This window comes from Roseobacter sp. OBYS 0001, from assembly GCF_019654895.1.
In the GTDB taxonomy this organism is placed as follows: domain Bacteria; phylum Pseudomonadota; class Alphaproteobacteria; order Rhodobacterales; family Rhodobacteraceae; genus Roseobacter; species Roseobacter litoralis.
Genome location: NZ_BPES01000001.1, coordinates 1,042,299 through 1,063,366 on the forward strand (window position 1 = coordinate 1,042,299; position 21,068 = coordinate 1,063,366).

Sequence of the window (21,068 nt, forward strand, 5' to 3'; positions counted from 1 at the left end):
ATCTCTAAATGAAACCCCCACCAGAAGCGCATAGCCAAGGTCCGCTCTGACAGCAGCGCTCCAATCGTCTCGCAACCTCAGCGACGCTCGGCATCCCGCCCTGCGGTTCTTCGCTGCACTAGCAGCACGAGTAGAGCAGCCATTCCTGGCAAATCATCGAAGGTCGGGTTTGTTCGCACATTGGACCTTAAGATTTACGCGGCCTACAGCGGCTTTGCGGGTCTCTTACTACTTTGAAGCAAATATCATGAACTTCCATCCAAAGCGCCCTTCGACCCCGTCGGCGCTGTGTTGAGCTTTCTCTCAAAATCAGCAACCCGCTCTATCACGACATCGAAAGGCGGCGCTTGCCCGAAGATCATGCCCGACATCGCGCGGTAGTCGCGGCGTAGGTCATCGAGCATTTTTCCAACGGGACTGATGGAAAATGTCGGCGCAACTGCGGTCACGAGATCAAAGGCCGGGCGGTTAAAAAACATAAGCGCGTGGGCGACGCAGTCGGCACCAAGCGCGCGATCCGCCAAAGCCCTCTCGCCAAGGTCCGACCCCAGAAGTTGAAAGGTATCGTAATAGTGCCGCGACACGCGCTGACCGCTCCCTTTGAGTTCTCCGCGTGCGTCGAACCAACGACGCAGGCCATGCAGGATCACGATCTTGTCCCAAAATGTCCGCTCAGCGTCGACGATTGTGACATTCCCGACAGTCAGATCGATATCCGGAACGTCTTCCTCAAGGTATGGACTGATGCTGCGCACAGAGTTGGGATCAAGCGCGGATTTTGCACCGGACTCAATTTTCACAGCCTTGGCGATGTAGGCATCATCAGGTGTCGCGGTTGGATACCGCAGGTACAACGCTTGGCTGTCTTCTGGATCAGGCTCGATAAAGAACCGAGCCACATCAAGACCGTTTCGCCCGGCAACGTCCGAAACAATCTCGTTCAGCCCGCCAGAGAACGGGCCCTGGATATAAGTTTCGCACGCCGCTTTGATCGCATCCAGCGCCTTGCCGCGTTTCTTACCGCTCAAGGCATCAAGCTCTTCTATGGTTGCGGCTTCTCCGAGATCATCCCGGAACACTGTGACGTCGATATCCTCCGAGAACCGGCGGATCAGACCAAAGCCTTTTGACAGGGATGTGCCACCCTTGAACAGAAGCCTTGGCCCGTCCGGCAATCCATTGAACAGCGCGTCCAGGGTCCAGCAGACCCAAAAGTCCTTTTCGACATTCTGCGGTGTGGTGCCCAAGCGCTATGCTGTTGTCGTGAAAAGGCCAAGGCGCGTCTCATCATCCGCCGAAATAATACGGTCGAACGCAAGGTTCACGTGGCACCTGCCTGCTCTGCCAGTATCGGGCGCAACAAGCTTTGCATCCAACTCGGCAATGTCGTCAGCCCGTCCTCTAGATCGTCGCGAAGGCGCTTGCCGTTCGTCGGATCATTGAGAAGAGCCGTGAGGCGGCGGATCAGCACCTGATCCTCGTCAACCTGCCCCATCGTATCCCGCAACCAATGCAGAGCTTGCACAATGCGCATGGCCGGCCGGCCAGCCCAATAGAGCTTGCTGGCAGCTGTCGGTTTGAACACGATGTCGAGCTGGCCAAGGGAGATTGATTTCAACCGGGCATCCGTATGCACCAGGATCTTGGCCGGAACAGCATTGGTGAGACCCAGATCGTTTGCGGCCGTCATCCCATCGACAAGGACGCGTATCTGATCTCGGCGTGCGATGGCATCAATCACTTCGCGGGGATCTGCCGGGCTGTCTTTCTGGGTCAGGCGATTGGTCGACGGTTGATCATAAAGGCCACGATCCACCCGACGCAGAGCCCCTGCCCGCGTCAGTCGCTGTAGCACTTTGTCCACGGCATCACGTTCGCCGAGATCCAGAAAATCCCTCGGCGTCCACACGCCACGCGGCGTTCCATTCGCGATCCGTGTCAGGATATCGCCTTTGAGATCTGTTGATGCATGGTCCATGTCCGAAATTTGTATACAAGCATCGGACATCTGGGTTCAACAACAGAGTTCCAAAAGGAAGCGTTCATCCCCAAAACCATCGGAGGGAGAGAGTGGAGGCTGTTCCCGTGACGGGTTTGGAGGTCGAGAGAGAGGCTCCTGACCGCCCGTCGCGGGAGATAGAGATAGGTAAACGGCGGTGTTTGGGTGGGGCGGCATCGAACAAGGGCATGGTGAGTGTTTGAGCACTTCTCTGCGATGGGTTTGTCGATGAGCTTACGATAAGGGCGAAAGTAGCTCTGCGGACCGGCTATTGTCTGTTACCTTGCGGTTGGATGAATGCGAGCTGCGCAGCTAGATCTTTACTGGGACACCCTGGGGCCGTTGGCTCGCCAATTGCGCATCAACGATTGTTTGTTGCTGATATGCAAACGTTTGTGCAACTTCAGACAGCGCTGACACAGCGATGAGATTTGCATTGCGTAGCGATGGAACAAGGCCGATTGGTCCATGTATGCGCTTTAGATCGGTGTTTGAAACGCCAAGTTTGGCCAAATGCGCAAGTCGGGCTTCTTGAGTGCGTTGACTGCCGAGTGCGCCGACAAACCCAACAGATGTGGCGAGCGCCGCGACGAGAAAAGCCGGTTCCCAGTCGTGATCGTGGAACAATGTCAAAAAGCCGCTCGTCGGGTCCAAATTCAACGCGTCAATACTGCTATTGGACCGCACATGCGTCGGGGTGTTTTTGCAGTACCCCGCGACTGCATCAAGATCATCAGTGTCCGGAGAAAAACAGGACACATCGAAACCAATCGCATGGGCGATCTTGGCTGTTGCCCGGAAAATGGCACCCCGTCCTGCAAGGGTCAGGGCCACTTTGGGTTGGTAGGCAATTGTGATCGACTGACAGTTTTTTTGTTGTGGACTGAATGTCAGCAACGCTGGCTGACGTGCCAACAAGCTTCTGTACGCTGCCACAAGCGCGTCTTTGTCAGGTTTGGGATCAATCCAAACCGACAACGCACCACCACAGGGCAGCGTGAGATCGTGAAACGGTGAGCCCTCACCATATTGCAAAAGTCGGGCTGTCCCGGATTGCAGGCAGTCCATCGCATGGAAAAGAATGTCCTGATCTATGCAACCATTGGACATATAGCCTGTCATCTCGCCGGCGTCTGAGACGACCGCCAAAGATCCGACGTCGCGCGCGCTGCCGCCTTTGATATCTACCGAAGCAATCAGCGCAAAGAGCCGCCCCGTTCCAACGTAGGTTGCAACCTGCGCCAGAACGTCGACGGCATGGTCCTGGTACGCAATGGGGTTAGACAACTTCTTCCGCGTCCAACACATCAGCGAAGTTTTTGAAGAACTTGGCGGCAAGTTTTTTGGCTGTGCTCTGGATGAGACGACTGCCCAGTTGCGCCAGCTTGCCCCCGATCTGGGCTTTGGCGTCATAGGTCAGGATCGTCGTGTCACCGTCCGCGACCAGAGTGACATCTGCCCCACCTTTCGCATGCCCGGCAGTGCCACCGTTGCCTTGGCCAGTCAGCGAGAACGCATCAGGTGCGCCGCTCTTATCCAGTTGGACATCACCGCTGAACCTTGCCTTGACCGGCCCGACCTTTAGAAGGATTTTGGCCTCAAGCTCTGTGTCGGAGTGTTGGACCAGCTCTTCGCAGCCTGGAATGCATTGCCGCAAGACTTCGGGATCGTTCAGGGCCGCGTAGACACGCTCCTTCGGGGCGTTGATAACGATTTCGTCTTTGAGTTCCATGATTTTACCTTTTCAACAACAGGGAAGTTTGATGGTAGCAAGCGTTTCGGCTTGCGCGGGGGTAAGAGCCCCTTTTCGACGCTAGGCTCTGAAGTATTAAAGTAATCTTCTCATGGTCTGACTCCTTCGGAAGCTATTTTTTGATACGCGGCAAAGGCGGCAGGCGTGTCGATGTCATTGAAAAAACCGGGCTGCGACAAGGGGACATGCTGCACCAAATCGGGGTTGGCGCGGGTGAATTTTCCACAGCCCGGATTTGCTTTGTCTGACAGCAGCCGGGCCCGCATGCCCCACGGCACGATGATCGGATTGCCCCGCAACCCTCCCTGATAAGGGATCGATATCTTTGCTGGGTCTCCGTTCAGATGTGCCTTGATCAATGCGCGCAAGTCGCCTGCCTTGATCTGTGGTTGGTCGCCAAGCCCGATCAGAAAATGCGTTGCATTTGGGGCTTCAAGAAGCCCCGCTCGAACCGAAAAGGGCTGGCCCTTTTCGAAGTCTTCATTGTGTACAAGTCGGACAGGCAGCCCCGCAAGAGCCGCATCAACCCGCACCGCTTCAAATCCAGTAACGACGCAGACTTCGCCATCAATCGCAGCGAGGTAGGTTTCTACGACATGCCGGATCATTGGCACGCCTCCAATGGGCAGCAATAGCTTGTTGCGCTCTTTCATCCGGCGCGACAGCCCCGCCGCCAGTATGATCGCCCCAATCCTATCCATTTTGGGCAGCCTTCGCCAGGACTTCGCGCTTCACCTGTGTCAGTTCGGCCAAGATCGACAAGGCGATTTCAGCCGGGGTCACTGCGCCGATGTTGAGACCGGCAGGTGCGTGAACATCCGCAATCTGCGCCGCATTGACGCCTGTCGCCACAAGCTTGTCCGACAATGCGGCAAACTTCTTTGCGCTGCCAACAAACGCAACATAATCCGCACTTTCGGCCAGTCCTGTCTGGAGTGCGGCCAAGTCACCCTGGCCTTGTGTCGCGATCACCAGATACCGTCCGCTACCGGGCAAGCGAGTTGGCAAAGGCGCGTTAGTTGCGGCCTCTGCGGCGGTCCAGCCAAATTGGGGGGCCAGCTCCATCAGTTTTACGGCGACTGGGGATTGGCCAAAGATCAACAGATCAGGCTCTGGCAGATGCGGCTCAATGAAGATGTCGATGGTGCCTTTGGACGGGCAACCGTTGCGCGCAAATCGGACACCGTCCACGTCGTCGCCCGCCTTCACACCCTTTTCGGCCAGATGTTCCTCTGGCGCGACCGAGATGAATTGCGGCTGACCGGTGGTATAGGCGCGCAACGTTGCCTCCCTGATCGCACCCTTCACGCATCCGCCGCCAAGCCACCCTTCAAGAATTGTCCCGTCTGCCCGCAAAAGCGCCTTGGCCCCCGGCTTGGCCGCTGTCGTCCCGGCGGTCCGTACAATCGTCGCAATGGCGAAATAATCTTCGCCCTCTTGCAGGCTGTGTTCCATGATCTGTTTGGGCGTCATAACCGGGCCAACTCCGGCTCTAGTGCGGCGAGGTCTGCCAACGTGTTCGCCGCACAGAACAGATCAAGATGCGGCAGGGCCCCAGCCATGGCGCGCGCGGTTGGCTCATAGCCGTTCCATCCTTTAAGCGGATTGAGCCAGATGATTTTGCAACCACGTTTCTTCAAACGGACTAAAGCCTCTGAAATCCCATCCGGAGATGCGGTGTCATAGCCGTCAGACAAGATCATGACGACGGTGCGGTTGTCGACAAACCGGCGACCATAGGTGTTCGCAAAGCTGCCAAGGCTTTCACCAATCTTGGATCCCCCAGCGAAACCATCGGCAAGCAAAGATAACCGGGCCAACGCGCGCAACGCATCCTTGTCGCGCAAAGCTTCGGTGATCCGCACCAACCGTGTGTGAAAAAGATAAGCATCCGCGCGGGAATCTGCCCGCATCAGCCCTGCCAGAAAGGCCAGAAAGATGCGCGAATAGACCGTCATTGAGCCGGAGACGTCGCAAATGGCCGTTATCCGCAGTGAACGATCCGGTCGATAGCGTTTGGGTAGCACAAATGGCTCGCCCCCGGTCGCAAGGCTTTGCCGCATGACTTTGCGGAAATGAATCTGGTCGCCTTTGCGGGCAGCTTTGCGGCGGCGTGATCTGCGGTCGCGCAGGGCAGCACCCAAGCGCAACGCAATTTTTTCCGCAGCCTCGATATCCTCAGGCCGCACAACATCGCGCAAGTCCTTCTTGAACAGGTTGGTCACATCGGTGGCAACCAATTTGCCATCACCTTCGCTTGTCGCTTCGCCTTCACCGCCGTCTGGCGCGCTGATATCGCCGGCACCCCCGCTGGTGTCTTCCTCTGCGTCGGCCTCGCGCGAGGAGTGGACATTTTCGCTCTGGCTTGGTGTCGCCGTTGGTGTCACGCGGGTTTTGACCCGTCCGCCGTTCATCCAGAAACTGTTGAATAGGCCGTCGAACTGCGCAGCCTCTTCGGCGCATCCTGTAAAGACGGATTTCAGCGCGCGGCGCGCATCATGCGGGTTTGCGGCGTTAATATGGGTCAGCGCGTCCAAGGCAATGCCGGTTTCACCGACGCCAAGGCGCAGTCCATTGTCGCGCAGATGCGCCACAAACCCAGCCATGCGTGCTGCAGGCCCCGGATCGCGGGCGGCGAATTTGGTCACGCGGCTCATGCAGCTTTTCCCGCCAGCCGTTGGGCGATCTCGGTCGGGATCGCATCACGATCCATTTGTGTTTTCAGCAGCGTTGTCAGGGTCGCCTGCAATATCGCTGGATCAGCGGTCAGATCAGCCACACCAAGACCCATCAAGGCGGCGGAAAAATCAAGCATTTCAGCGATGCCGGGTTTCTTTTCGAGCTCTTGTTTGCGCAATGCCTGCACAAAGCCGACGATCTGAGCGCATAGCCTGTCGGTGATGTCCGGGTAGCGCGTTACCAGAATAGCCAGCTCTGTCTCGTGATCAGGATAGGGCACATGCGCATACAGACAGCGGCGGCGCAAGGCGTCGCTCAGGTCACGGGTTCCATTGGCGGTCAAGATGACAATGGGGCGTGTTGTGGCAATGATTGTACCCATTTCGGGAATTGTGATCTGGAATTCCGACAGGATTTCCAGCAGGTAAGCCTCAAACTCTTCATCCGCCCGATCAATCTCGTCGATCAGCAGAACAGGGGCTTTGTCTTGGCGGATCGCCCTGAGCAACGGCCTTTCCAACAGGAATTCATCCGAGAATATGCGCGCCTCGACGCTTTTTCCGGTCTCACCATCCTCTGATGCGGCACGGATCGCCAAAAGCTGGCGCTGGTAGTTCCATTCGTAAATTGCCTGGGCGGCATCCAGACCTTCGTAGCACTGCAAACGGATTAACTGCGTATCTTCGACGGCGGCCAGAACGCGCGCCACTTCGGTCTTTCCGACGCCAGCAGCACCTTCAAGCAGCAGTGGTCGCCCCAGCGACAGCGACAAATGCAGCGCCATCGCCAAATCACCAGACGCAATATAGCCCTGATCAGCCATCGCCGATTGCAGCGTTTTCCAAGTCATTTGATCCCTCCCGGTGGCGCGGGCCGCGCAATTCGGCCCGCGCCCGGTCTATTAATCGTGCATGCCCAGTTGGTTGGCCGTCTGCCAAATGCGCCAATGATCGTGGGGCATATTGGTGTGACGGTTGCCGAACGGCCGGAATGCATCTTGTACCGCGTTTGAGAAACAAGGCACGCCACCCACATGCGGGCTTTCGCCTACGCCCTTGGCCCCAATAGGGTGATGCGGGCTGGGTGTGACCGTAAAGTCCGTTTCATAGTTGGGAACCTCCCACGCCGTTGGCAGGAAAAAGTCCATCAACGTACCTGTCTTGACATTGCCCATGTCGTCATAGGCAATCTCTTGGCCCAGTGCGACAGCAAGGGCCTCGGTCAAGCCACCGTGGATCTGGCCTTCGATCACCATCGGGTTGATCCGCGTACCGCAGTCGTCCAACGCGTAAAAGCGGCGGATTTCAGGCACACCGGTATCAACATCAATGTCCATCACACATACATAGGCGCCAAACGGATAGGTCATGTTGGGGGGATCGTAATAGCTGACCGCTTCCAGACCCGGCTCTAGCCCGGGAATGGCCTGATTGTAGGCAGCATAGGCGATCTCTTTCATGGTCTTGAACCGCTCAGGCGCACCTTTGACGACAAACCGGTCCACGTCGAATTCCACGTCATTGTCGTGGACCTCAAGCAGATAGGCCGCAATCATCTGTGCCTTGGCACGGATCTTGCGTCCCGCCATCGCCGCGGCAGCACCCGCAACCGGCGTGGACCGAGAGCCGTAAGTGCCCAGACCGTAAGGTGCCGTATCGGTATCGCCCTCTTCGATCGTGATGCTTTCCGCAGATAGGCCAATCTCGGTCGCAAGGATTTGCGCGAACGTCGTTGCATGCCCCTGCCCTTGCGAAATCGTGCCAAGCCGTGCAACCGCCGACCCGGTTGGGTGAATACGGATTTCGCAGCTATCGAACATACCCATGCCGAGGATGTCGCAGTTTTTGACAGGGCCAGCGCCGACGATCTCGGTAAAGAACGACAGACCGATCCCCATGACCTTCCGGGTTTCGCCGCGTTTGAAGGCTTCGACACGCTCGGCCTGCTCGGCACGCAGACCTTTGTAGTCGACAGCTTCCAGCGCCTTGTCCCACGCCGTCTGGTAATCACCAGAGTCGTATTCCCAGCCAAGCGCGGCCGTATAGGGGAACTGTTCTTTCTTGATAAAGTTGATCGACCGCAATTCGGCCGGGTCCATGTTCAACTCAATCGCGAGGACTTCGATCATCCGCTCGATGAAATAGACAGCTTCCGTGACGCGGAAGGAACAACGATAGGAAACACCGCCGGGTGCCTTGTTCGTGTAGACCCCGTCAACGCCCAGATAAGCAACCGGGATGTCATAGGACCCCGTGCAGATGTTCATAAAGCCAGCCGGGAACTTCGTGGGGTCCGCGCAAGCGTCGAACGCACCATGGTCGGCGGTCACATGGCAGTGCAAGCCTGTGATTTTGCCTTCTTTCGTGGCACTGATCTTGCCTTTCATCCAATAGTCGCGGGCAAAAGCGGTAGACATCAGGTTTTCCATCCGGTCCTCAACCCATTTCACAGGAACGCCTGTCACGATGGAGGCCACAATCGAGCAAACATAACCCGGATACACTCCGACTTTGTTGCCGAAACCACCACCAATATCGGGTGAGACGACGCGAATGTTATGCTCTTCGATCCCAGACAACAAAGACGCAACCGTGCGCACCACATGCGGCGCTTGGAATGTGCCCCAAAGGGTCAGTTTGCCGTTCACCTTATCCATCGACGCGACAGAGCCGCATGTCTCTAGGGGGCATGGATGAGTGCGGTGGTAATACATTTCGGATTCGGCGACGACGTCGGCATTGTCGATGACCTGATTGGTCGCTTCTTCCTCACCCGCTTCCCACGTAAATATATGGTTGTGATGTTTGCGTGGGCCATGCGCGCCGTTGGGGATCGAGCCATCTTTTGCCACCAGATCCTCGCGCAGAACCACATCGGACTGCAGGGATTTGAAAGGATCAACGAGAACCTCAAGCTCTTCGTACTCCACTTCAACGAGTTCCACCGCATCAGCCGCGACATAGCGGTCGGAGGCAACAACGAAGGCAACCTCTTGACCTTGGAAGAGTACCTTACCGTCAGCAAGAACCATCTGCTTATCACCCGCGAGCGTTGGCATCCAATGCAGGTTAAGTGGCTCAAGATCTTTGGCGGTCAGAACCGCCGTTACGCCGGGCAACGCCATCGCTGCGTCGATATTGATCGACTTGATCCGCGCGTGGGCGTAGGGCGAGCGCACGAAATCACCGTGCAACATGCCCGGCAGCTTGATGTCATCGACATAGTTGCCCTTGCCCTGTGTAAAGCGCGCATCTTCAACCCGCTTGCGCGAACAGCCCATGCCTTTCAGGCCAGCGACCCGTTCTTCGCGTGTGACTTCGTCTTTCATTGTGCCGCCTCCTTGGCCGCATTCAGTTCAGACGCTGCTGACAGAATGGATTTTACGATGTTCTGGTATCCCGTGCAGCGGCAAATGTTGCCAGCGATGCCAAAGCGGACCTCTTCTTCGGTCGGGTTTGGGTTTTCCTCAAGCAGCTTCGCCGCGCGCGTGATCATGCCTGGCGTACAGAAACCACATTGCAGGCCGTGGTGTTCTTTGAAGTTCTCTTGCAGGACATGCAGCGCATCCGGGCTGCCAAGTCCTTCAATTGTGGTGACTTCGGCGCCATTGGCTTGGGCGACAAAGACAGTGCAAGATTTCACGGACTTGCCGTTCATTGTCACCGTGCAGGCACCGCAGTGTGATGTCTCACAGCCAACGTGCGGTCCCGTGATGTTCAGCTTCTCGCGCAGCGCATAGATGAGCAGCTCACGCGGTTCGGCAAGGAATTCATGATCCTCACCATTCACATTCAGTTTGACGTGCATCTTGTTCGACATTGTAAATTCCTCCCTAAGCCCGTGACCAAGCGCGCGCGATGGCGCGGCCAAGAACGATGCCCGCGGCGTGGCGTTTGAATGCGACCGGACCGCGGTTGTCTTCTGTTGGGTCGATATCATCCAGCATGGCAGTCACGGCAGCCTTGATCGCGGCCTCACCGCAATCTGTATCAATCAGCGCATCAGCGGCGGCTTCGGACCAAACCGGTGTGTCGCTGAGGTTCGTCATCGCGATCGACGCAGTCGCCACCTTGCCGTCCGCTTTGCTGATCTGCACGGCAGCAGCAGCGGTGGCGTAGTCACCGATCTTGCGTTTTTGCTTTTCATAGGCGTAGCCACCGACAGGTGCGGCAAACGTAACCGCAGTCAGCACCTCTTCATCCTCGCGGTCGGTCATGTAGGCCGCCTCGTAGAAATCACGTGCATCAACACTACGGTCCCCATCGGGGCCAGTCAGGTGGAATTGCGCATTTAGGCATTGCATCAGACCGGGCATATCATTGCCCGGATCACCGTTCGCCACATTGCCGCCTACGGTGCCCATATAGCGGACCTGAGGATCCGCGATTTGCAGTGCGGCCTCTTTCATGATTGGCGCAGCGTCAACGAGCAGCGCAGAGTTAATGATGTCGTGCTGCGTGGTCATTGCGCCGATACGGATCGTTCCGTCTGCGACGGTAATCTCACTCAGTCCCGCAATTCCCTGAAGGTCGATCAGGTGCGGCACCTCTGCCATCCGCAGCTTCATCATGGGTATCAGACTGTGCCCGCCTGCGATGACGCGCGCTTCGTCTCCATGCTCTTGAAGCAGGGCGATCACGCCCGCCATGTCTGTAGGCCTATAGTACTCAAACGCCGCTGGTATCATTGCTTCTCCTCCCGATCCGCAGATATGTGTTGGGAGGAAAGAATGTACGCAGCCGCATGCCAACGCTTGCGTTATTTAGCGAGATGCCATCTGATTTTCACGAAATGCGCCTATGCCTGCACGAACTGCGAAAGCCTATAGGCCCAGAGCATCGCGGACGACCTTCAGGTTGGACCGACTGACCGGCACAGGGGGCATGCAGCTCTCGGCAAAATGGCAAACGCCGTTGTCCTTGTTGCGCTCGAAGTGATCAACCTTCACTGGATTCACCAGATAGCTGCGGTGGGTCCTGATAAACCCAGCCTCTGCCAGCCGTTTGACTGCCTCGGTGATCGGCCAAACGCAGAAGTGTTGGCCGCTCTTTGTATAGACGTTTGTGTAGTGCCCTTCGGCGCGGACAAAAGCGACTTGCGCGGGGTCAATCAGATGCGTGACGCCGTTCTGCTCGCACGGGATGCGGAGTGCCACAGGCGCAGGTCTTGAAACCGGATCTGCGGCGGGTTCTGCGGCATCAACCACTAAGTCATGCGTCAAAGGAATAGGCGGGATAAAGAAAGTCACGCCCATCCACAAGAACCCACCAAAGATAACAAAGCTTGAAATGATGACTCCGATGGCCAGCGTTTCATTGCTCATGACCGGACCAAATTCATTTAACGTGGGAACAGCAACAAACCTTGTGTTGGCAATTGCCACAAAATGCACTGCACAGACAGCAAAACCGAAACAAAGCGTGCCAAGCAGGATGCTGCGATTGGTTCGCTGACCGTAGGCGATCCAGAACGCAGCGATGCACAGACCAATGGCTGAAATGGCCGACAAACCAAGCCCAAGCGGTGTATAGACAGCACGGCACAACTGCAGTCCAGCCATACCAATGTAGTGCATCGCAAGTATACCGCACCCAACCAAAGCCCCCGCAGCGGACACCGTGGCAGGTGTCCGTTCACGAAAATGCAAAAGCAGCAAAGCGGTTCCAACAATAAGGATCGCAAGCAACGCTGACGCCAGCGTGATAGCAGCATCATAGTAAAACAAGATGGGCATCTGAATCCCAAGCATCGCCACAAAATGCATTGACCAAATGCCACCACCCAAGGCAATCGCTGACGCCGCAACAGATATTTTTCGACGGGAAATACTTTGCTTTGAAAGGTCTTTTGACAAAGTCAAACCGGTGAAGCCCGCCGCAAGCGCGATCACCACAGAAGCTGCAACAAGAGCGGTGTTATGACTAACGTTCAGGAAAACCATGTAGTTTGATGACATCAATTCTTGGACAAATCAAACTGGTAAAATCAATCCAGAGAGAACACTTCCGTGACCAAGTCAAGGCTGCGATTCTTTACAGAGGCAAAGCCAAACTGTCAAAACAGCTTTGCCCCTTTGAGAAGGAAAGAACCAAGTTTGCTCCAACGTGTGGAACACACGACTTGCTCTGATATTTCTACTGTTATGGAGCGCAAACAAGGTCCGCTTTCAATGGTGACCGGATCAATCAACAATCGAGACGTAATCCGAGACCGACGCGCAAGGGCTAGAGTCGTCCCAACCCTAGTGCGACCTTCAACTCACTCAATCCTTAATCGGCGTGGCAAGGGATAAATGGCTATGTTATATCGTGTTGCTGGTGAGTTAAGGTCCCAAGGAACTTCCGGTTCCAACGCGCTTAAATCTTGCCAAATCCGCTTAACTGCCAAACGTACGGTAGGGCACGCCAGAAGGCGACTTCACGTTGCACACATAGTGCACACGACGCCGTTTAAGTTATTGAATTTAAAAATGAACCAGTCCAATCCATCATGGGCGCACAAGATAATCTCGCCGCCGCGGTGGCTGCGGTGTTGGGCGTTCAAAAATCCCAGAAAAGAAGCTGACTCTCGAAGGGTCGATGTGTTCACCCCAATCACTGACATTTTTATGCAACGTTCGATTCGCTATGCTTCTCCATCCACCGATCAACGTGCAACTCGAAGTCATTGCCAAAACCGGACCTTCGTTTGCTCAGTGGCAAATGCCTGGTCCGAGCCCATTCTTCCAGATGCTGCAAGATGGATGAATGGCGGCTTTTGTGTTTTCGCGATGCTGGAACCAAGGTTTGCATGAGGCTTCTGGTTGTGATTCGATTGAGAGCAGATCGAGGTAGGTATAACCACAGAGGCCGGTTTCTTATCGAAATACACCCTGACCGGCTGCGTTGATCCAATCGATCAAAAGTCTAATTCGTTCAGTTTTCCTTAGGTCTGGGTGCGTCACAAGCCAGAGATCCGTGGCAAGTTCAGGAAGAAATGTGCCGTGTCTAGTCAGGTCTTCACACTCATCCGCCAGGTAGCATGGCAATACTGATACGCCAACTCCCCACTTCGTCGCCCAAAACATGTCCAGAACAGAATTGCTCCGATACCGGCATAACTGGTCGTAGCCATTGATACGCATCCAGTTCTGCAACGTGGGGTAGTGAATGCTGTCATCGGGTCCGATCCACGCCAGACGGGAAAGATCTACATCGCCAAGGTCGGGAGACACTTTGTCTTGTGACGCATATACGGCCTGCTTGATCACTCCAACTTTCTTAACAGACATTGAATTTGGGGACGTACTTGAAGGTCTTATCGCGAGGTCTGCCTCTCGTCTCGTCAGGTTTAGAAAGTCGTTCGAAACCACGACTGACAGATCGATATCGGGGTACTTCTTACCGAAGCTGGCAAGAACTGGGCTGAGCCAGCCGAACAGCAGTGAATCTGTTGTCGTCAACCGTACGCTGCCAAAAGGGCGAAAATCCTGTCCGGTTATCTGCCGTTCCGTGATATCGACTTCGTGCCGCAGCTTATCAAACAAGTCGCAAATTTCGATGGCCGCGGCAGTCGGCGTGTAGCCTGTCCTTGACCGCTGAAAGAACACCGCGCCGAGTTTGTCTTCGATGAAATTGAGTTTTCTGTAAATGGTTGGGTGGCTAACGCCTAAAGCACGTGCTGCGCCACTTAACGTTTCTGTCGAGCGAATTGCATGGATAAGGCATATGTCGTCCCAAGATAGTCGATTGTACGTTTTTGTAAGTCAACTCGCCAATATTTTTCCTAACCACGTCACAAATGTACATGATATCTCTGTTTGAAAGCAACTTTCGAATGGATCACTTTGATGAAAGCCCTGATCGTCCTTTGCCACCCAGAGCGTAAATCTTTCAATGGCGCGCTGGCAGAACTGGCGAAAGCAACGCTCGAAGCGCAAGGTTATACAGTGAGAATAACCGATCTGTACCAAGAAGGCTTTGACCCGGTCGAGTCTGAGAAGCACTTTTTGCACCGGGAAAATCCAGATGAATTTTCGGTTCTGGGAGAGCAACGGCACGCATTTCAGACTGGTCGGCTTTCAACGGATGTGGAGCGTCAAATAGCGCTTTTGGAAGAGGCCGACTTTGTGCTGTTGCAGTTCCCAATCTGGTGGCACAGCGTTCCTGCAATGATGAAAGGGTGGATCGATCGTGTGTTTGTGAGCGGCGGCCTTTACACCAGCACCAAACGGTATGATCGGGGTCACTTCAGCGGCAAGGTTGCGATGTGCGCCGCGACGATTGGCGCGCCTGCTATCGTGATGCAACCTGGTGGTCGGGGTGGAACCATAGAGCAGATCCTTTGGTCGACCCAGTATTCCCTTCATTACATGGGGTTTTCCGTTCTTCCTCCATTTCTGGCAGATAGCGTTCAAGGGCATGGATATACCACGGACGGTGCAGAGACGAATAAATTTCGTTTAGAAGGTCATAAACAGAGCTTGATTGATCGGCTGCGGGCGATTCCTACAACCAATTCGATTGCGTACGCCACATGGAAGGATTGGGACGAACTCGGCGTAGCCAAGAGAGTTTCTCAATAATAAAGAAAACGATAAGGCTTCTTGCGCAATTTCCTCGGCGCTAGTGCGTTTTGAACCCTCTCCAGCAGACGTGGGCGCAGCTCCAGCGAAATGACGCAAAGTCCCGAACTGCCGACCTCGGGCAACGCTACAATCTCGCGGGAGCAGCGGCCATTGCTGATGGAGCATTTCATCGCACACGCAGGGTCGCTTGTTTTGTAGCTCTGCGGATTTTGCCTGACCGGACATTCATGGGGGCAGAAGCGTGTAGTTCCGAACCGTCCATTCGCTTCGAGCACAAGCAACAATCAAGTCGCGGGCTTGGCCAAACTTGCCCCCTATCTACTTCAGCCGCAGGTTTTGGCGCTTAATGATCTCAACGGAACAAACAACAAAGCGTCAAGATCGACGCTCGTACTGAATAGAGTAGTCGATTGTTACTCGGCCCCCACTATTTGCTGCGTATTTTCGCGATGCAACCGCTTTGATGCCATGCCCGGTGCCGCCCCCCAAGCCGCAATCAATCGATAGAAAACAGGGGTAAGGAAGAGTGTGAAAACCGTGGCAAAGCCCAAGCCGCCAACAATCACCCATCCCACTGCGATGCGCGCCTCGGCACCTGCCCCAGACGTGAGAACCAACGGTATACCACCAAACACGGTCGATACCATGGTCATCATCACGGGCCTGATCCGCAGGCGCAGCGCATCACGGATTGCGGTATCGATGTCTTGGCCTGCCTCGCGCAACTGGTTTGCGAATTCGACAATTAGGATTCCGTTCTTTGCCATGACACCAGTCAGCATCACCAGACCGATCTGGCTGTAGTAGTTTAACGATCCCCCTGTCAGCGAGATCGCAAACAACGCCGCCGCCAATCCAAATGGCACGGTCAACATGATGACCACCGCGCTGGCAAAGCTCTCGAATTGGGCCGCGAGCACGAGGAATACGATCAAAAACGCTATGCCAAAGACCAAATACATTCCCGTCTGACTGTTTGTCAGGCTTGCGGCCTCACCGGTGAATGTGATGCCCATACCATCGGGCAAGGTCTCGTCCGCGATTTCGGTCAGACGTGTCATCGCCGTGCCAAGATCAACGCCTTCGTTGAGATTGCTCTGGACCGAAACCGCAAGCGATCCGGCTTGACGTTCAATGACGGATTGACTGACCACCGCTTCAAGCGTCGCAGTAGAGGAAAGCGGAACGTAGGCTCCACCAGGCAAACGTAGATAAATAGAGTCGATGTCGGAGGGATCATCGATCGGGCGCCCGCCGGGCACCACAATGACCTCGGTTTCCGTGTCATCTTCAAAGACCGTGACGGCAACGTTCCCCTGCACCATTGCACTGACCGTCTCTGTAATCTCTGCTTCCGTCAGTCCAAAAACGCGGGCCATGTCTGGATCGACCTTCACCTCAAACTGAACCTCGACGCTTTCACCAGACAGTTGCGGTGTGGTAAAGACGCTGTCTGCTGACATGACCTCAATCAAATCTTCAGCAGCAGCGGTTATTTCCTTAAGGTTCGTACCGGTCACAGCAAACTGTAATCCGCGCCCTGCACCCCGAATATTCAAGCTATTGGTAAACCGCGTACTGACCTGAACACCGGGCACAGACGCAAGCTCGTCCGTCAAATCAGCGATCAGGTCAGACTGCGACCAATCGCGCTCTGCCCAGTCGGGCAAGCGCACAATGATAAAAGCATCGTTCCCTCCCCCAACACCGATGATGCTTTGCACCACCTCAATCTGACCGGTTGCGCGGTAGGGTGTGAGAATGTCTTCAACCAAGACCACCTGCGTATCGAGATAATCAACCGTCGTATCGGTCGCGCCCCGGGCTTGAATTAGGAAAAAGCCTCTATCTTCCTCGGGTGTGATGCTGGACGACAAGGTGCTCGCGGCACCGGCAGCAATTATTGCAAACCCACCCGCAATCGCCAATACGATCAGAGGTGCACGGAGTGCGTGGTCCATGACGAAGTCGAATGTGCGTACAAGCCGGCCTGGTGTGTCTGGCGCGCTTTCCGCTTTTGGTTTTCCGGGGTCCAAAAATGCGGCCAGCACCGGCGCCAAGGTCAGAGCGGTCATCGATGACAGGGTCACGGCAAAGGCCAGGACAAATCCAAATTCGCTAAACACGCCGCCCGCTTGGCCAGGTAAAAACGAAATCGGAATGAACACCGCAGCCAGCGTAGCGGTGGTCGAAATGACAGCAAAAAACACCTCGTTGGTCCCGGCGGCAGCAGCGGCAAAGGCGCCCATACCCTGTTTGCGCTTGCGAACGATGTTTTCGATCACAACAATGGCGTCATCTACGACCATTCCGGTCGCCAAAACCAACGCCAAAAGGCTGATGGTGTTAACAGAAAAATCCGTCAACCAGATCGCACCAACTGTACCAACCAACGCGACCGGTATCGTGACCGCAGGGATGATCGTTGCGCGCGGCGACCGCAGGAAAGCGAAGATGACCGCAATGACAATGATCGTCGCAAGTCCAATGGATTTTACGACCTCATTGATAGATCCTTCGATGAACACCCCATCGTCAGACACAATGAGAAGCGTCACGCCTTCCGGCAAATATTCCTGTAAATCAGCAACCGCTACGCCAACCTCTCTGGAAATTTTGAGCGTGTTCCCAACGGATTGCCGGCTGATGTCCAGCCCAACCGCAGTTTCGCCATTGACCCGGACAAAAACGGAGCTGTCCTCCGGTGTTAACTGCACAAAGGCCACATCAGACACCCGCGTCGTCTCATCAATCAAGAGCTGGCCAACCGTATCGGTAGTCACGTTGGCGTTGCCAACTCGAAGCGCAATCGATTGCGCCGACGTCTCCAGCGATCCAAGTGGCGTGTCATCCCGCAAGGCAGCCAATGCGTCCGACACATCAAACACCGTCAATCCCCGGCTCAGCAGCGATGGCATATCAAGCGTCACGCGAAATTCATTTGCGCGATTGCCGCGCACCGTGACCTCGGCGATACCGTCAATCAGCATCAAACGGTCATATATGACGCCTTCAGCAAGCTCCGTCAGTTCGTCAAAACTGGCGTCGCCCAAGATCGCCAAACGGATGATGGCATCGGCGTTGCTATCACTTTTCGACACGCTGGGGTCGTCGTCCAGATCATCTGGAAGCTGACGGAGGGTGGCCGATACAATCTCGCGGGCCTCGTTTGCTGCAACATCAACATCGGTGCCTTCGGACAGGTCAATCGTGATGCGGCTTGAACCCGTTTCCGAACTGGATTCGATGTACGAAAGCCCCTCCAGCGCGCTCAATGCGTCTTCAAGCGGCCGTGTGATTCCTTGTTCAACCGTCGCTGGCACCGCCCCTTCATAGTCAGTCCGTACCGATAATACCGGCTGATCCACGTCCGGCATTTCACGCACATCTACAGCCGCGATCGCCGCGAGCCCTGTGATCAAAATTAAGAGGTTGATAACAAGCCCGAAAACGGGGCGGGCAACAAATAGATCAGCAAAGCCGGTTTTTCGGTTCAGGGGAGCCGTCTGAGGGGTGGTCATGTTGGTGCCTGACTTTGCTCGGTTTCAGAATTCGCATCTGCCGCAGGACTACGCCCGGGTGCGCCACCACCGTCCTCTTCGCCGTCTCGCGACCTTTTTGGGGCATCGTCACCCACTGTTGCGATCCGAGCGCCTTCACGCAATTTCTGCGCTCCTTCGGTCACAACGAGCGTGCCTTCAGCGACATCAGCGTCGATCCAGACCAACTCATCACGTCGAAACAGGATCGTGACGGGAACCGGTTCGGCGATCCCGTCAGCGTCAATCCAAACCTTCGATCCCTCGCGAGACCATGTTATCGCCGTTGAGGGTACGGCAGCCATCGGTGCGCTTTCGTGAATGATACGCACCGCAAACGTCATGCCCGGCCAAAGCATGCCGCCGGGGTTTTCGATACGCGCTTCGACGGTCACGCTGCGGGTCACACTATCAAGGCGGCTGTCAAACGCGACGATATTGCCATCAAAAATCCGCCCTGTGAACGAAGGTGTGCTCGCCAAAACGGTATCGACCTCAGACAACATGCCAATCGCACGTTCCGGTAACTCAAATGAAACCAACAATGCGTCGGCATCATCAATCGTCACGATCTCTGCTCCCGCCGCCAAAACGTCGCCGACCTCGACATCGCTTAAGCCCAGCCGTCCTGAAATTGGGGCGCGGATCGTACGGTCATCAAGTGCCACTTCCATCAGCCCAACGTTTGCTTGCGCCAATCGCTGTGCGACAACGGCATCCGAAAGTGTCACAGCCGTGATTGTTGAATTCCCGATTGCCTGCAAACGCGCATAGCGGTTTACGGTATCGCGGGCCTGCTCGAGTTCGGCCTGCGCAATTTCCAAGTTCAGCGTTTCGGTACGCGCATCAAGGGTCACAAGAACGTCGCCTGCCTCGATCTCGCCATTGGACGGCAGATGCGCTTCGATCACTTCTCCCGCTGCATCTGAAAGCACGCTCACACTACGCAGGGCCTCTGCGCTACCGACAGCGTTTAAGGTGCTCTCGTAGGGCATCATGGTTAGCGGTGCGGTCACGACGGTGGTCGAGGTACTGCCGCGTCGGCCTCTTCCTTCCCCGAGCGCACCACCCCGAAGCACGTCCGCAGCATCACTATTTTCTACCTCAACGCCAAATAGCGCTGTGGCAAGCGCAGGTATGCCGAACGTTAAAACGTAAGCTCCCATCAAGATCCCGACGGCAGTAATAAGCGTTAAGAACATACGCATCAGCGGAAGCACCCTTTCGTCATTTGGTTCATTAAACGTTAGAAGTATGACTTTCCGTCGAACTGCGGAGTCGGTTTGTTCAGTACGGTGCGGGCCTCGCCTGATGGCGGTGGTTTTTCGCGCCGGCGAGTACCTAAGCGAAACCAGTTCAAAGCCTTTGTTGCGCAACTGTTTTTGGAATTCGTCAACAGTACATTCTACTTTGGAGGATTGGATGAGCTTGACAGCGCGGATGGCTGGTTTCCGCAGAAGCGAGCGACATAGTGCGCAAGCGCAAAACTTTCCCCTAGAGCATTCCGAACACACGCCGCCAATTTTCCGTTGTGCGAGGAAGGCCAGCTTCCGGGAGGTGGATGCCAACTTGCAATATATCTTGGTCAATCGGCAGGGGCTTAAGGGGACATATGGTCCATGAGATTGATTGCGCGCCCATACTCTCCGATAAAAAGAACGACGGAAACTCCGTTGGTGCCCGTTAAACTTTTATCCAAGCATCTGGAGGGTATCATGAAAACACTTAGCACCACGCTCGCGCTGACGCTTTTGACCGCCGCTGCGGTTCAGGCGCATGTGACTATTACTGTGGATGGGGATCAGCGCTGTATCGCATCCGATGGCGTGCCCGATCACGAAACCGGCCCATGGCGAGCCGGGGCGACGGTGGAAGAGCAGAACCATAGGTTTTGTATGGATGCAACGCCCGAGCTTACGGATACCATCACCCGGCGCGCTCGTATCTCGGGTATTACGCTGACCGGGATTCCACTGCGTCCGGGCACCGCGGAATACTATGATCCCACGTCAGAGCGCGGCTATTCCCGCGACCGGTCCTCAGGATGGAATGTTGAAGGCATGGGCGGGCTCGTTATGGACGCACAGAACGCCCATGTGGACGGTCAGGGCATGTACCACTATCACGGCATTCCCTCTGCAGTAACAGACGCGCTGGATAGTACCCTCTTTGGCTTTGCCGCAGATGGGTTCGAAATCCACTACGTGGGCGACCAAGCGCAATCATCCTGGCAACTGAAAAGCGGGGAGCGCGAGTCTGGTCCAGGTGGCGCACATGATGGCACCTACGTGCAGGATTACGAATTCGTTGCGGGCTCCGGAACTTTGGATGAATGCAACGGCGCAGTGCGCGATGGGCAGTATGTCTATTTCGCGACCGATACCTACCCGTTCTTTCCACGCTGTTTCAAAGGCTCGGTGTCGAGCGACTTTATCGGGGGGCGCGGCGATCGGCCGTTGCGAGATGGCGATCGGCCCCCGCCGGATGGCGACCGACCTCCACGGGGTGACGACGGCTGAAAGAAACTGCCAA

At 55.6% G+C, this 21,068-nt stretch carries 17 protein-coding genes and 1 pseudogene; 2 read left to right on the forward strand and 16 right to left on the reverse strand.

The features are described from left to right. Positions 1-245 precede the first annotated feature (245 nt). The 14 genes and pseudogenes from K5Q35_RS05045 to K5Q35_RS22905 all read right to left on the reverse strand — a co-directional run. Positions 246-1,247, reverse strand: coding sequence for a nucleotidyl transferase AbiEii/AbiGii toxin family protein (locus tag K5Q35_RS05045; protein ID WP_259650462.1), 1,002 nt, complete (start codon positions 1,245-1,247; stop codon positions 246-248). 74 nt (positions 1,248-1,321) lie between these two features. Further along, entirely contained in the window at positions 1,322-1,978 is a 657-nt protein-coding gene (locus K5Q35_RS05050; RefSeq protein WP_259650463.1) for a DUF6088 family protein, read from the reverse strand. A gap of 333 nt (positions 1,979-2,311) precedes the next feature. Beyond that, positions 2,312-3,286: an XdhC family protein gene (locus K5Q35_RS05055; protein ID WP_259650464.1), complete on the reverse strand. Its 975-nt coding sequence runs from the start codon at positions 3,284-3,286 to the stop codon at positions 2,312-2,314. Beyond that, a complete protein-coding gene (locus tag K5Q35_RS05060) occupies positions 3,279-3,731 on the reverse strand; it encodes a CoxG family protein (protein WP_013961677.1) in 453 nt (150 codons plus the stop codon). The genes K5Q35_RS05055 and K5Q35_RS05060 overlap by 8 nt, the downstream gene beginning before the upstream one ends. A gap of 110 nt (positions 3,732-3,841) precedes the next feature. After that, a complete protein-coding gene (locus K5Q35_RS05065; protein ID WP_013961676.1) occupies positions 3,842-4,453 on the reverse strand; it encodes an NTP transferase domain-containing protein in 612 nt (203 codons plus the stop codon). Continuing rightward, positions 4,446-5,225 carry an XdhC family protein gene (locus K5Q35_RS05070; protein ID WP_220798664.1) on the reverse strand — a complete coding sequence of 260 codons (780 nt, stop codon included), beginning with the start codon at positions 5,223-5,225 and terminating at the stop codon, positions 4,446-4,448. The genes K5Q35_RS05065 and K5Q35_RS05070 overlap by 8 nt, the downstream gene beginning before the upstream one ends. Next, entirely contained in the window at positions 5,222-6,409 is a 1,188-nt protein-coding gene (locus K5Q35_RS05075; RefSeq protein WP_220798665.1) for a VWA domain-containing protein, read from the reverse strand. Before K5Q35_RS05075 ends, K5Q35_RS05070 begins: the two co-directional genes overlap by 4 nt. Beyond that, positions 6,406-7,281: a MoxR family ATPase gene (locus K5Q35_RS05080; protein ID WP_220798666.1), complete on the reverse strand. Its 876-nt coding sequence runs from the start codon at positions 7,279-7,281 to the stop codon at positions 6,406-6,408. The genes K5Q35_RS05075 and K5Q35_RS05080 overlap by 4 nt, the downstream gene beginning before the upstream one ends. 51 nt (positions 7,282-7,332) lie before the next feature. Beyond that, positions 7,333-9,759, reverse strand: coding sequence for an aerobic carbon-monoxide dehydrogenase large subunit (locus tag K5Q35_RS05085; RefSeq protein ID WP_220798667.1), 2,427 nt, complete (start codon positions 9,757-9,759; stop codon positions 7,333-7,335). Beyond that, on the reverse strand, positions 9,756-10,250 hold the full coding sequence (locus K5Q35_RS05090) for a (2Fe-2S)-binding protein (RefSeq protein ID WP_013961671.1): 495 nt from the start codon (positions 10,248-10,250) through the stop codon (positions 9,756-9,758). Before K5Q35_RS05090 ends, K5Q35_RS05085 begins: the two co-directional genes overlap by 4 nt. A gap of 13 nt (positions 10,251-10,263) precedes the next feature. Next, positions 10,264-11,118 (reverse strand): xanthine dehydrogenase family protein subunit M, encoded by an 855-nt coding sequence (locus K5Q35_RS05095; RefSeq protein ID WP_220798668.1) that lies wholly within the window; start codon positions 11,116-11,118, stop codon positions 10,264-10,266. A 135-nt stretch (positions 11,119-11,253) separates the two neighbouring features. Further along, positions 11,254-12,372, reverse strand: coding sequence for an MHYT domain-containing protein (locus K5Q35_RS05100; RefSeq protein WP_220798765.1), 1,119 nt, complete (start codon positions 12,370-12,372; stop codon positions 11,254-11,256). Between the two features lie 915 nt (positions 12,373-13,287). Continuing rightward, positions 13,288-13,956, reverse strand: coding sequence for a LysR family transcriptional regulator (locus K5Q35_RS05105; RefSeq protein WP_220798669.1), 669 nt, complete (start codon positions 13,954-13,956; stop codon positions 13,288-13,290). Positions 13,957-13,983: 27 nt separating this feature from the next. Then, positions 13,984-14,139: pseudogene (locus K5Q35_RS22905) on the reverse strand (LysR family transcriptional regulator); the annotation flags it as partial. A gap of 120 nt (positions 14,140-14,259) precedes the next feature. On the opposite strand from K5Q35_RS22905, the gene K5Q35_RS05115 reads away from it, so the two are divergent. Next, entirely contained in the window at positions 14,260-14,994 is a 735-nt protein-coding gene (locus K5Q35_RS05115) for an NAD(P)H-dependent oxidoreductase (RefSeq protein WP_220798670.1), read from the forward strand. Positions 14,995-15,410: 416 nt separating this feature from the next. Here K5Q35_RS05115 and K5Q35_RS05120 read toward each other — a convergent pair whose 3' ends face one another. Together K5Q35_RS05120 and K5Q35_RS05125 are read right to left on the reverse strand one after the other, a co-directional pair. Beyond that, complete coding sequence (locus K5Q35_RS05120; protein ID WP_220798671.1) at positions 15,411-18,518, reverse strand: efflux RND transporter permease subunit; 3,108 nt, start codon at positions 18,516-18,518, stop codon at positions 15,411-15,413. Beyond that, positions 18,515-19,744 carry an efflux RND transporter periplasmic adaptor subunit gene (locus tag K5Q35_RS05125; protein WP_220798672.1) on the reverse strand — a complete coding sequence of 410 codons (1,230 nt, stop codon included), beginning with the start codon at positions 19,742-19,744 and terminating at the stop codon, positions 18,515-18,517. The genes K5Q35_RS05120 and K5Q35_RS05125 overlap by 4 nt, the downstream gene beginning before the upstream one ends. A 507-nt stretch (positions 19,745-20,251) precedes the next feature. Between K5Q35_RS05125 and K5Q35_RS05130 the strand changes: the two genes are divergently transcribed. After that, on the forward strand, positions 20,252-21,055 hold the full coding sequence (locus tag K5Q35_RS05130; protein ID WP_259650465.1) for a YHYH protein: 804 nt from the start codon (positions 20,252-20,254) through the stop codon (positions 21,053-21,055). The last annotated feature ends 13 nt before the right edge of the window (positions 21,056-21,068 follow it).